Annotated in this window: 9 protein-coding genes; 5 read left to right on the forward strand and 4 right to left on the reverse strand. The window is 67.6% G+C overall.

The genetic code is table 11. The features are described 5' to 3' along the window. Positions 1 to 158 precede the first annotated feature (158 nt). From ACZ4UV_RS15295 to ACZ4UV_RS15315, 5 genes are all read left to right on the forward strand, one after another. Positions 159 to 1,082: an SCO4651 family lipoprotein gene (locus ACZ4UV_RS15295; protein ID WP_451016354.1), complete on the forward strand. Its 924-nt coding sequence runs from the start codon at positions 159 to 161 to the stop codon at positions 1,080 to 1,082. Positions 1,083 to 1,372: 290 nt separating this feature from the next. Continuing rightward, on the forward strand, positions 1,373 to 1,903 hold the full coding sequence (gene rplJ / locus ACZ4UV_RS15300; protein ID WP_046731104.1) for a 50S ribosomal protein L10: 531 nt from the start codon (positions 1,373 to 1,375) through the stop codon (positions 1,901 to 1,903). A 121-nt stretch (positions 1,904 to 2,024) separates the two neighbouring features. Continuing rightward, positions 2,025 to 2,408, forward strand: a complete 384-nt coding sequence (gene rplL / locus ACZ4UV_RS15305) for a 50S ribosomal protein L7/L12 (protein WP_351487370.1) — start codon at positions 2,025 to 2,027, stop codon at positions 2,406 to 2,408. 556 nt (positions 2,409 to 2,964) lie between these two features. Continuing rightward, positions 2,965 to 6,450 (forward strand): DNA-directed RNA polymerase subunit beta, encoded by a 3,486-nt coding sequence (rpoB, locus tag ACZ4UV_RS15310; RefSeq protein WP_351957568.1) that lies wholly within the window; start codon positions 2,965 to 2,967, stop codon positions 6,448 to 6,450. 97 nt (positions 6,451 to 6,547) lie between these two features. Further along, entirely contained in the window at positions 6,548 to 10,447 is a 3,900-nt protein-coding gene (locus tag ACZ4UV_RS15315) for a DNA-directed RNA polymerase subunit beta' (RefSeq protein ID WP_451016355.1), read from the forward strand. Positions 10,448 to 10,508: 61 nt separating this feature from the next. Here ACZ4UV_RS15315 and ACZ4UV_RS15320 read toward each other — a convergent pair whose 3' ends face one another. The 4 genes from ACZ4UV_RS15320 to ACZ4UV_RS15335 all read right to left on the reverse strand — a co-directional run bounded on the left by ACZ4UV_RS15320 (position 10,509) and on the right by ACZ4UV_RS15335 (position 12,495). Further along, positions 10,509 to 10,784, reverse strand: coding sequence for a hypothetical protein (locus ACZ4UV_RS15320; protein ID WP_351487246.1), 276 nt, complete (start codon positions 10,782 to 10,784; stop codon positions 10,509 to 10,511). Further along, the gene (locus ACZ4UV_RS15325; RefSeq protein WP_451016356.1) at positions 10,781 to 11,062 is read right to left on the reverse strand and encodes a hypothetical protein; all 282 of its coding nucleotides are present in this window, start codon (positions 11,060 to 11,062) and stop codon (positions 10,781 to 10,783) included. The genes ACZ4UV_RS15320 and ACZ4UV_RS15325 overlap by 4 nt, the downstream gene beginning before the upstream one ends. Before the next feature lie 27 nt (positions 11,063 to 11,089). Continuing rightward, on the reverse strand, positions 11,090 to 11,956 hold the full coding sequence (locus tag ACZ4UV_RS15330; RefSeq protein WP_467838289.1) for a peptidoglycan-binding protein: 867 nt from the start codon (positions 11,954 to 11,956) through the stop codon (positions 11,090 to 11,092). A gap of 149 nt (positions 11,957 to 12,105) precedes the next feature. Continuing rightward, positions 12,106 to 12,495 (reverse strand): ATP-binding protein, encoded by a 390-nt coding sequence (locus ACZ4UV_RS15335; RefSeq protein ID WP_451016357.1) that lies wholly within the window; start codon positions 12,493 to 12,495, stop codon positions 12,106 to 12,108. Positions 12,496 to 12,509: the final 14 nt, after the last annotated feature.

The following is a 12,509-nucleotide window of genomic DNA, read 5'->3' on the forward strand; positions in this document are numbered from 1 at the left end:
TAGCCGCGTCAGGGACGCGACACCAACAGGACGGGCCCCGCAACCTCTCGGTTGCGGGGCCCGTCCTGTTGTTTGAGTGACTCCCGGCGCGTTGTCGGTGCCCTGGGTTAGCGTCGGGGTACGGGGCCGGGGGACGGAAATTCATGGGGGTGGGCGGGATGAAGAGCAGGCGAGTACGCCGTACGGCCGTCTCGATCGCGGTGGCGGCCGCGCTGACCGGAGTGGCCGCCTGCAGCTCCTCGGGCGGCTCAGGAGGCTCAGGAGGCTCCGGCAAGGAGGACAAGGCCGGTGCCCGCGCCGCCACCAGGGTCAGCCCCATCGCCGCGCTGCGCTCCGCGGAGAAGTCCACCGACAAGGCCGACTCCGCCCGGGTCCGCTCCACCACGACCATGGGTTCCCTGCTGTCCATGACGACCGACGGCAGCCTCGCCTGGGACGACGGCATAACCGGCACCGTCACCATCACCTACACCGGCGGCAGCACGGCCGAGCTGATGCGGAAGCTCGGTACGACGTCGATGGAGGCCCGCTACCTGCCCGACGCCTACTACGCGAGGATGAGCGACACGTTCGCCGCGCAGACGGGCGGCAAGCACTGGATCCGGTACGGGTACGGCGACCTGGCCTCCGTCGCCGGCGGCTCGGGCGCCCTGCTCAAGGACCAGATGCAGAACACCACGCCCAACAAGTCGGTGCAGATGCTGCTCGCCTCCGGGGACGTGAAGAAGGTGGGCGAGGAGAAGGTCGACGGCCAGGCCACCACCCACTACGCGGGCACCGTGGACATGGCTGACCTGGCCGGGCGGAGCAGCAGCCTCACGGCGGGCCAGCTGGCCGCCCTGAAGAAGCAACTCACCCAGGCAGGCGTCAGCACCGAGACCGTCGACATCTGGGTCAACGGCCAGGACCTGCTGGTCAAGAAGACCGAGAAGGCCGCCACGGCGAACGGCACGATGACCCAGACCGCGCACTACAGCGACTACGGCGTCAAGATCAGCGCCCAGAAGCCCCCGGCCGGCGACACCGAGGACTTCAAGACGCTGCTCCAGAAGCAGGGCGCGACGACCGGGCTGACCTCCTGAGCAGTGGATGGCAAGGGACCGATTTGCTCGACAGTGCACAGGTCCCGTACTCTCCTACAGAAGCCAAAGACCGCTGGTCGTTGCCGTGTGCTTGCAAGAGCGTGCGGTGGCCGAAGGATCCGCTGAACCGCGGACGACCCGCGCAGGTGACTGTGGAAGTGCTCCCGGAGCCGCATGCATCGCGTGTGTGACCTCGGTCGAGCTACGCCCCGTGCGCCTGCGCCGGGGCGTTTCGTTTTCCCCAGCCCCTTCCGAGCGGTCCTCATCACCCGGAAGGAGGCCGACGCTCTATGGCAAGGCCCGACAAGGCTGCCGCGGTAGCCGAGCTGACGGAGCAGTTCCGCAGCTCGAGTGCCGCCGTGCTGACCGAGTACCGGGGTCTCACCGTGGCGCAGCTCAAGACGCTGCGCCGGTCGCTCGGTGAGAACGCCCAGTACGCCGTGGTGAAGAACACGCTGACCAAGATTGCGGCCAACGAGGCCGGGATCACGACGCTCGACGACCTGTTCAACGGTCCGACGGCGGTCGCCTTCGTCACCGGTGACCCGGTGGAGTCGGCGAAGGGTCTTCGTGACTTCGCCAAGGACAACCCGAACCTCGTCATCAAGGGCGGTGTCCTTGACGGCAAGGCGCTGTCCGCCGACGAGATCAAGAAGCTTGCGGACCTCGAGTCCCGCGAGGTTCTGCTCGCCAAGCTGGCGGGCGCCCTGAAGGGCAAGCAGACGCAGGCTGCTCAGGTCTTCCAGGCGCTCCCGTCGAAGCTCGTCCGCACCGTGGACGCGCTTCGCGCCAAGCAGGACGAGCAGGGCGGTGCCGAGTAACTCGGCTCGCGAAATGACCGCCGCCTGAGGCAGCCCGCCGAAGGCAACGGTCGTAGCGGGCCGAACGTACGCCCGCCAGACATGTACATACGGCACCAGCCGAATTAGTGGAAGGAAAGCCATCGTGGCTCTCACCCAGGACGAACTGCTCGCCGAGTTCGAGGGCATGACCCTCATCCAGCTCTCCGAGTTCGTGAAGGCGTTCGAGGAGAAGTTCGACGTCACCGCCGCCGCCGCGGTTGCCGTCGCGGGCCCGGCCGGTCCGGCCGCCCCCGCCGAGGCCGTCGAGGAGAAGGACGAGTTCGACGTCATCCTCACCGGCGCCGGCGACAAGAAGATCCAGGTCATCAAGGTCGTGCGTGAGCTGACCTCGCTCGGCCTGAAGGAGGCCAAGGACCTGGTGGACGGCGCCCCGAAGCCCGTCCTCGAGAAGGTCGCCAAGGACGCCGCCGAGAAGGCCGCCGAGTCCCTCAAGGGCGCCGGCGCCTCCGTCGAGGTCAAGTAACACCTCCGAGGTCGGCCAAGACCTCTGTGTGCTGAAACACCCCCTCGGGGGCTGTAACGCGCAGACCGCGAAGAGCGATCATCCATCCGGGTGGTCGCTCTTCGGCGTTCCTGGAAGGCCGACCACGGTTGCCTTGCACCCGCGCCGTCGGGAGGTATGGTGATCTTCGTCGTGTCACCGGGCGCACCGGGTTTGCGCAGGGGGGCCTTGACGAACCGCACGCAGCGCGCAATTCTCAGGACGCGTCGCCAGAACGGTCCGAATCCGAGGCATGGATCGGCGACGAAGAGGGCAGTATCAACGTGCGTTGAGGGCAGGCATGACGCAGGCGTTGACGATGAAGAGGGTCTCAGAAAATGGAGACTGGACATCAGTGTGCCAAGTGGCTACACTGACCCTTTGCGCTGCCTGTTAGCCTTCCCCTGCCCGTCACCAGGGGTCTGCCCTCACCCGAATGCCGACGACCGAACCTCCTCTGAACTGGGGTTTCTGTCTCTGTGTCCGGGAAGGGACCGGGGAGCGCGTAGTGAGTCCGAGCCCTCGGAAGGACCCCCTCTTGGCCGCCTCGCGCACTGCCTCGAACGCGAATATGAACAACGGCGCCAGCACCGCCCCGCTGCGCATCTCCTTTGCAAAGATCAAGGAGCCTCTTGAGGTTCCCAACCTGCTCGCGCTGCAGACCGAGAGCTTCGACTGGCTGCTCGGCAACACCGCCTGGCAGAGTCGGGTCGAGGAGGCTCTGGAGTCCGGTCAGGACGTCCCCACCAAGTCCGGTCTGGAGGAGATCTTCGAGGAGATCTCCCCGATCGAGGACTTCTCCGGGTCGATGTCGCTGACGTTCCGCGACCACCGCTTCGAGCCGCCGAAGAACAGCATCGACGAATGCAAGGAGCGCGACTTCACGTACGCCGCCCCGCTCTTCGTCACGGCCGAGTTCACCAACAACGAGACCGGTGAGATCAAGTCCCAGACGGTCTTCATGGGCGACTTCCCGCTCATGACGAACAAGGGCACCTTCGTCATCAACGGCACCGAGCGTGTCGTGGTGTCGCAGCTGGTCCGTTCGCCCGGTGTCTACTTCGACTCGTCGATCGACAAGACGTCCGACAAGGACATCTTCTCCGCCAAGATCATCCCCTCCCGGGGTGCCTGGCTGGAGATGGAGATCGACAAGCGCGACATGGTCGGTGTCCGTATCGACCGCAAGCGCAAGCAGTCCGTCACCGTCCTCCTGAAGGCGCTCGGCTGGACCACCGAGCAGATCCTCGAGGAGTTCGGCGAGTACGAGTCGATGCGCGCCACCCTGGAGAAGGACCACACCCAGGGCCAGGACGACGCGCTGCTCGACATCTACCGCAAGCTGCGTCCGGGCGAGCCGCCCACGCGCGAGGCCGCGCAGACGCTGCTCGAGAACCTGTACTTCAACCCGAAGCGTTACGACCTGGCCAAGGTCGGCCGCTACAAGGTGAACAAGAAGCTGGGCGCGGACGCCCCGCTGGACGCCGGTGTGCTGACCGTCGAGGACGTCATCTCGACGATCAAGTACCTGGTCAAGCTGCACGCGGGCGAGACCGAGACGGTCGGTGACAGCGGTGGCACGATCGTCGTCGAGACCGACGACATCGACCACTTCGGCAACCGTCGTCTGCGCAGCGTCGGCGAGCTCATCCAGAACCAGGTCCGTACCGGCCTGGCCCGTATGGAGCGCGTCGTCCGCGAGCGCATGACCACCCAGGACGTCGAGGCGATCACGCCGCAGACCCTGATCAACATCCGGCCGGTCGTCGCCTCCATCAAGGAGTTCTTCGGCACCAGCCAGCTGTCCCAGTTCATGGACCAGAACAACCCGCTGTCGGGTCTCACCCACAAGCGCCGTCTGTCGGCTCTTGGCCCGGGTGGTCTCTCCCGTGAGCGGGCCGGCTTCGAGGTCCGTGACGTGCACCCGTCGCACTACGGCCGCATGTGCCCGATCGAGACCCCCGAAGGCCCGAACATCGGCCTGATCGGCTCGCTCGCCTCCTACGGCCGGGTCAACGCGTTCGGTTTCGTCGAGACCCCGTACCGCAAGGTCGTCGACGGCCAGGTCACCGACGAGGTGGACTACCTGACCGCCGACGAGGAGGACCGCTTCGTCATCGCGCAGGCCAACGCCGGCCTCAACGACGACATGCGCTTCTCCGAGGCCCGCGTCCTGGTCCGCCGCCGTGGCGGCGAGGTCGACTACGTCGCCGGTGACGACGTGGACTACATGGACGTCTCGCCGCGCCAGATGGTGTCGGTCGCGACCGCCATGATCCCGTTCCTGGAGCACGACGACGCCAACCGTGCCCTCATGGGCGCGAACATGATGCGCCAGGCCGTGCCCCTGATCAAGAGCGAGTCCCCGCTCGTCGGCACCGGCATGGAGTACCGCTCCGCGGTCGACGCCGGCGACGTGGTCAAGGCCGAGAAGGCCGGTGTGGTCCAGGAGGTCTCCGCGGACTACATCACCACCGCCAACGACGACGGCACGTACATCACCTACCGCCTGGCCAAGTTCGCCCGGTCCAACCAGGGCACCTCGGTCAACCAGAAGGTCATCGTCCTGGAGGGCGACCGGGTCGTCGAGGGCCAGGTCCTCGCCGACGGTCCCGCCACCCAGAACGGCGAGATGGCCCTCGGCAAGAACCTGCTCGTGGCGTTCATGCCGTGGGAGGGTCACAACTACGAGGACGCGATCATCCTGTCGCAGCGCCTCGTGCAGGACGACGTCCTCTCCTCGATCCACATCGAGGAGCACGAGGTCGACGCCCGTGACACCAAGCTCGGCCCCGAGGAGATCACCCGGGACATCCCGAACGTCTCCGAGGAGGTCCTCGCCGACCTCGACGAGCGCGGCATCATCCGCATCGGCGCCGAGGTCATCGCCGGTGACATCCTGGTCGGCAAGGTCACCCCGAAGGGTGAGACCGAGCTGACGCCGGAGGAGCGCCTGCTGCGCGCGATCTTCGGTGAGAAGGCCCGTGAGGTCCGTGACACCTCGCTGAAGGTGCCGCACGGCGAGACCGGCAAGGTCATCGGTGTGCGCGTCTTCGACCGCGAGGAGGGCGACGAGCTGCCGCCGGGCGTGAACCAGCTGGTCCGCGTCTACGTCGCGCAGAAGCGCAAGATCACCGACGGTGACAAGCTCGCCGGCCGGCACGGCAACAAGGGTGTCATCTCCAAGATCCTGCCGATCGAGGACATGCCGTTCCTGGAGGACGGCACCCCGGTCGACATCATCCTGAACCCGCTGGGTGTGCCGTCCCGAATGAACCCGGGACAGGTCCTGGAGATCCACCTCGGCTGGCTCGCCAGCCGCGGCTGGGACGTCTCCGGCCTCGCCGACGACTGGGCCCAGCGGCTCCAGGCCATCGGCGCCGACCAGGTCGCCCCGCGCACCAACGTCGCGACCCCGGTCTTCGACGGTGCCCGCGAGGACGAGCTGGCGGGTCTGCTGCAGCACACCATCCCGAACCGCGACGGCGACCGCCTGGTGCAGCCGACCGGCAAGGCGCGGCTGTTCGACGGCCGCTCGGGTGAGCCGTTCCCGGACCCGATCTCCATCGGCTACATGTACATCCTGAAGCTGCACCACCTGGTCGACGACAAGCTGCACGCCCGGTCGACCGGCCCGTACTCGATGATCACCCAGCAGCCGCTGGGTGGTAAGGCCCAGTTCGGTGGCCAGCGGTTCGGCGAGATGGAGGTGTGGGCGCTGGAGGCTTACGGCGCCGCGTACGCCCTCCAGGAGCTGCTGACCATCAAGTCCGACGACGTCACCGGCCGCGTGAAGGTCTACGAGGCCATCGTCAAGGGCGAGAACATCCCCGAGCCCGGCATCCCCGAGTCCTTCAAGGTCCTCATCAAGGAGATGCAGTCGCTCTGCCTGAACGTGGAGGTGCTGTCCAGCGACGGTATGTCCATCGAGATGCGTGACACCGACGAGGACGTCTTCCGCGCTGCGGAGGAGCTCGGCATCGACCTGTCCCGGCGCGAGCCGAGCAGCGTCGAAGAGGTCTGACGGGAGTCCGGCGGGCCCTGAGGAATCAGGGCCCCGCCGACCCCCAGGCCCCCGTTTCAGACCACAGACTTACAACCCTGAGAGGGATTGACGCATAGTGCTCGACGTCAACTTCTTCGATGAGCTCCGGATCGGCCTGGCCACGGCTGACGACATCCGTCAGTGGAGCCACGGCGAGGTCAAGAAGCCCGAGACGATCAACTACCGCACGCTCAAGCCGGAAAAGGACGGGCTCTTCTGCGAGAAGATCTTCGGCCCCACCCGGGACTGGGAGTGCTACTGCGGCAAGTACAAGCGCGTCCGCTTCAAGGGCATCATCTGTGAGCGCTGCGGCGTCGAGGTGACCCGCGCCAAGGTGCGCCGTGAGCGGATGGGCCACATCGAGCTGGCCGCGCCCGTCACGCACATCTGGTACTTCAAGGGTGTCCCGTCGCGCCTCGGCTACCTGCTGGACCTGGCGCCCAAGGACCTCGAGAAGGTCATCTACTTCGCGGCGTACATGATCACGTTCGTCGACGAGGAGCGCCGTACCCGCGACCTGCCCTCCCTGGAGGCGCACGTCTCCGTGGAGCGCCAGCAGGTCGAGAACCGCCGGGACGCCGACCTGGAGGCCCGCGCCAAGAAGCTGGAAAGCGACCTGGCCGAGCTGGAGGCCGAGGGCGCCAAGGCAGACGTGCGCCGCAAGGTGCGCGAGGGTGCCGAGCGTGAGATGAAGCAGCTGCGCGACCGTTCGCAGCGCGAGATCGACCGTCTCGACGAGGTCTGGACCCGCTTCAAGAACCTCAAGGTCCAGGACCTGGAGGGCGACGAGCTCCTCTACCGCGAGCTGCGGGACCGCTTCGGCACGTACTTCGACGGTTCGATGGGTGCCGCGGCGCTGCAGAAGCGCCTGGAGTCCTTCGACCTCGACGAGGAGGCCGAGAAGCTCCGCGAGATCATCCGCACCGGCAAGGGCCAGAAGAAGACCCGTGCGCTCAAGCGCCTGAAGGTCGTCTCCGCGTTCCTGCAGACCAGCAACAGCCCCAAGGGCATGGTGCTCGACTGCGTGCCGGTCATCCCGCCGGACCTCCGCCCGATGGTGCAGCTGGACGGTGGCCGCTTCGCGACCTCCGACCTGAACGACCTGTACCGCCGTGTGATCAACCGCAACAACCGCCTGAAGCGGCTTCTCGACCTCGGCGCGCCCGAGATCATCGTGAACAACGAGAAGCGCATGCTCCAGGAGGCCGTGGACGCCCTCTTCGACAACGGTCGTCGTGGTCGCCCGGTCACCGGTCCCGGTAACCGCCCGCTGAAGTCCCTGAGCGACATGCTCAAGGGCAAGCAGGGTCGTTTCCGTCAGAACCTGCTCGGCAAGCGAGTCGACTACTCGGCGCGTTCCGTCATCGTCGTCGGCCCGCAGCTGAAGCTGCACCAGTGCGGTCTGCCCAAGGCCATGGCGCTGGAGCTCTTCAAGCCGTTCGTGATGAAGCGCCTGGTCGACCTGAACCACGCGCAGAACATCAAGTCCGCCAAGCGCATGGTGGAGCGCGGCCGCACCGTCGTGTACGACGTCCTCGAAGAGGTCATCGCCGAGCACCCGGTGCTGCTGAACCGTGCGCCCACCCTGCACCGCCTCGGCATCCAGGCCTTCGAGCCGCAGCTGGTCGAGGGCAAGGCCATCCAGATCCACCCGCTCGTGTGCACCGCGTTCAACGCGGACTTCGACGGTGACCAGATGGCCGTGCACCTGCCGCTGTCCGCGGAGGCGCAGGCCGAGGCCCGCATCCTGATGCTGTCCTCGAACAACATCCTCAAGCCCGCAGACGGCCGGCCGGTGACGATGCCGACCCAGGACATGGTCCTCGGTCTGTTCTTCCTCACCACCGACTCCGAGATGCGGGACGTCAAGGGCGAGGGCCGGTCCTTCGGCTCGGCGGCCGAGGCGATCATGGCGTTCGACGCGGGCGAGCTCTCGCTCCAGTCGAAGGTCGACATCCGCTTCCCGGTGGGCACCATCCCGCCGCGCGGCTGGACCCCGCCGGCCGTCGAGGAGGGCGAGCCGGAGTACCAGACGGGCGACAGCTTCCGCCTGCGTACGACCCTGGGCCGCGCGCTCTTCAACGAGCTGCTGCCCGAGGACTACCCGTTCGTCGACTACGAGGTCGGCAAGAAGCAGCTCTCCGAGATCGTCAACGACCTCGCCGAGCGCTACCCGAAGGTCATCGTGGCGGCGACGCTCGACAACCTGAAGGCGGCCGGCTTCTACTGGGCCACCCGTTCCGGTGTCACCGTTGCCATCTCCGACGTCGTCGTTCCCGAGGCGAAGAAGGAGATCGTCAAGGGCTACGAGGCGCAGGACGAGAAGGTCCAGAAGCAGTACGAGCGCGGTCTGATCACCAAGGACGAGCGCACGCAGGAGCTCATCGCGATCTGGACCAAGGCGACCAACGAGGTCGCCGAGGCGATGAACGACAACTTCCCGAAGACCAACCCGATCTTCATGATGGTGAACTCGGGTGCACGAGGCAACATGATGCAGATGCGTCAGATCGCCGGTATGCGTGGTCTGGTGTCGAACGCGAAGAACGAGACGATCCCGCGTCCGATCAAGGCGTCGTTCCGTGAGGGCCTGTCCGTGCTGGAGTACTTCATCTCCACGCACGGTGCCCGTAAGGGTCTGGCGGACACCGCTCTGCGTACCGCCGACTCGGGTTACCTCACCCGTCGTCTGGTCGACGTCTCCCAGGACGTCATCATCCGCGAGGAGGACTGCGGCACCGAGCGCGGCCTCAAGCTGCACATCGCGGAGGTCGGCGCGGACGGCGTGCTGCGCAAGGCGGACAACGTCGAGACCAGCGTGTACGCCCGTGCGCTGGCCGAGGACATCGTCGTCGACGGCGTGGTGCTGGCCCCGGCCAACACCGACCTCGGTGACGTGCTCATCGACGAGCTGGTCGCCCGTGGCGTCTCCGAGGTCAAGACCCGCTCGGTCCTGACCTGCGAGTCCGCCGTCGGCACCTGCGCCATGTGCTACGGCCGCTCGCTGGCCACCGGCAAGCTGGTCGACATCGGTGAGGCGGTCGGCATCATCGCCGCCCAGTCCATCGGTGAGCCCGGTACCCAGCTGACGATGCGTACCTTCCACACCGGTGGTGTGGCCGGTGACGACATCACCCAGGGTCTGCCGCGTGTCGTCGAGCTCTTCGAGGCCCGTACCCCGAAGGGTGTCGCCCCGATCTCCGAGGCCCAGGGCCGCGTGCGGATCGAGGAGACCGAGAAGACCAAGAAGATCGTCGTCACCCCGGACGACGGCAGCGACGAGATGGCCTACCCCATCTCCAAGCGTGCCCGTCTCCTGGTCAGCGAGGGCGAGCACGTCGAGGTGGGCCAGAAGCTCACCGTGGGTGCCACCAACCCGCACGACGTGCTGCGCATCCTGGGTCAGCGTGCCGTCCAGGTCCACCTGGTCGGCGAGGTCCAGAAGGTCTACAACTCGCAGGGTGTGTCGATCCACGACAAGCACATCGAGATCATCATCCGGCAGATGCTGCGCCGCGTGACGATCATCGAGTCCGGCGACGCCGAGCTGCTGCCCGGTGAGCTGGTCGAGCGCTCGAAGTTCGAGCACGAGAACCGTCGTGTGGTCCAGGAGGGCGGTCACCCGGCCTCCGGCCGTCCGCAGCTGATGGGTATCACGAAGGCGTCGCTGGCGACGGAGTCGTGGCTGTCCGCGGCCTCCTTCCAGGAGACGACCCGAGTCCTGACGGACGCGGCGATCAACGCCAAGTCCGACAGCCTCATCGGTCTGAAGGAGAACGTCATCATCGGTAAGCTCATCCCGGCCGGTACGGGTCTGTCCCGCTACCGCAACATCCGGGTCGAGCCGACCGAGGAGGCGAAGGCCGCGATGTACTCGGCCGTCGGCTACGACGACATCGACTACTCGCCGTTCGGCACGGGCTCCGGCCAGGCCGTTCCGCTGGAGGACTACGACTACGGTCCGTACAACCAGTAGTAGTTGGTTCTGAAGGGCGGTCACCCCGTTTCGTACGGGGTGACCGCCCTTCGGCGTCGGGTCAGCGTGCGGTGATCTCCAGGGCGGTGACGACCACCGTTGCCACGGCGGCCAGCGCGCCGATGCTCGCCAGCGGCCACCGCGTCCGCTCCAGGGCGTCCAGCCGCTGCTCATGGTCGGCGAGCTGCTTGTCGGTCTGGTCGCTGCGCTGGACCAGCAGCGCGAGCGAGCCGTCGACCCGGGCGAACCCGGCCTCGACGGTCCCGCGCAACCGCTCCAGCTCGACGGCGACGGCGGTCGGATCGGACAGCGAGGAAGGTGCGGAGGGTTCGTTCACGCATTCCCCCCTGCCTGGTCCGGCTCCGTCCTCGCCAGGCTCAGCAGCGCGGCGTCGGCGTTCGCCGGCGTGTCCGTCCGCAGCCACGCGGGCAGCAGCGCCTGTACGGCGGGCACGGCCATGACCCTGGTGACGCCGGCCGCGACGGCCAGCGCTCCGGCGACCCAGGGCAGGGTGTCCGGGATGCCGGCGGCGTCGACGACCGCCGGCAGCAGGACGCACAGGCCGACAGCGGTCTGGACGACGGTACGGAGGGTGCGCTTGGCGGCCTCTGACATCGTGAACCTCGTTTCTCGGAAGGCCTTTCAGCCGCTGTACGGGACCTTCAGCGCCGCCCAGGACTTCGCGCCCGGCCAGCCGTCGGCCGAGGAGCCGGTGTAGCCGAGCCTGCGCTGCCACTTCGCGTACGACGCCCGGTCGGCGTCGGTCCACTGCGGGCCGGGTCCGTCGGCGTACGCGGAGCAGCCGTTCGCGACCAGCCGCCTGCCCATCGCGGTGACGATCGCGGACTTCGGGTTCTTCCTGAACCAGTCGGCACCGGGGAAGGGCTGGTAGGCGGGGGCGCTGGGTGAGGTCTTCGTCTGCAGCCGGGCGGCGACCCGGCTGCGGAAGTCGGCCATCGCGAAACCGCGCGGGTCGATCTTGGTGTTCGTCCACTCCTTGTGGCCGATCACCGACCGTGCGCTCCAGCCGTGCGCCCGGCACAGCGCGGCCGACGCCCGGACCATGGCGTCCAGCTGGACGTCGGGCCAGGGATCCTTGCCGTCGCCGAGGTTGACGCACTCGAAGCCGTAGAAGTGGACGTTGCCGTCGGTGTCGTTCTGGTTCGGCGCCGGCAGCGAGGCGCTCTCGGCGACGACGGCGTTCAGGACGTCGCCGTCGCCGCTGCCCGCGTGGTTGGCGCGGCCGTTGCCGACCAGGTGGACCGTGCCGTCCTTGGCGATGACGCCGTGGCAGAGCGGGCCGGGCAGGTCGGAGCGGCCGTTGAAGCACATGCTGACGGAGGTACCGGTGCCGGAGGTGACGGTGTGGTGGATGATCACGCCGTTCACCGGGCCCCAGGCGCCGTGCCCGGCGCGGTTGTGGGTGCGCCAGCCGTCGTGCTCGACGACGGTGACGCCTTCGGCTCTGAGGGCGGACAGGAGGGCGTCTGCGGAGAGGGGTGTGGCCATGGGCGGGTCCTTTCGGGCGTGGTGGGCATGAAAAAACCCGGGCCGGAGTGGGCGGCTCGGGTGGTGTGCGGGCTGCGGGCTGCGGGTGGTGGGGGCTGGTCGCGCAGTTCCCCGCGCCCAAAAAAGCGGCTGCGCCGCCAAGAACGCGTCTACGGGGTGTCGGTGCCCGGGTCCGTGCTGGTGGGTGTCCACTTCGCGCACAGGGCGCTGTAAGCCGTGGTGTTCTCCTCGAAGTTGGCGAGGGCCGCGGCCACCGCGCGCTGGATGGCGGTCTGGTCGGGGACCACCGGGGCCGTGCCGACGGGCAGGACGGTGACCCGTCCGTAGCCGCGCAGCACCGAGTTGTTCGCGCCGTTCTCGGTGAACTGGGCGGTGATGTTGACGGGCGAGTACGTGCCGGTGATCGAGTCCGGGCCGATGATGTCGCTCAGGCTGGTGTCGGAGACGTTGACGTGGACGGTGTGGCCGGCCTCGGTGAGGGTGGCGCGGCCGGCGAAGTCGATGGCGAGGCCCCAGGGCTGGCTGGTGTCGATGTCCATGGCGGGCGGGGTTC

This window comes from Streptomyces sp. NPDC028289, assembly GCF_055565975.1.

What these genes read in the sequence shown, in the direction of transcription:
- ACZ4UV_RS15335 (WP_451016357.1), bottom strand. Translation starts at nt 12,495, where the DNA reads ATGGACATCGACACCAGCCAGCCCTGGGGCCTCGCCATCGACTTCGCC.
- rplJ (WP_046731104.1), top strand. Translation starts at nt 1,373, where the DNA reads ATGGCAAGGCCCGACAAGGCTGCCGCGGTAGCCGAGCTGACGGAGCAG.
- ACZ4UV_RS15330 (WP_467838289.1), bottom strand. Translation starts at nt 11,956, where the DNA reads ATGGCCACACCCCTCTCCGCAGACGCCCTCCTGTCCGCCCTCAGAGCC.
- ACZ4UV_RS15325 (WP_451016356.1), bottom strand. Translation starts at nt 11,062, where the DNA reads ATGTCAGAGGCCGCCAAGCGCACCCTCCGTACCGTCGTCCAGACCGCT.
- ACZ4UV_RS15295 (WP_451016354.1), top strand. Translation starts at nt 159, where the DNA reads ATGAAGAGCAGGCGAGTACGCCGTACGGCCGTCTCGATCGCGGTGGCG.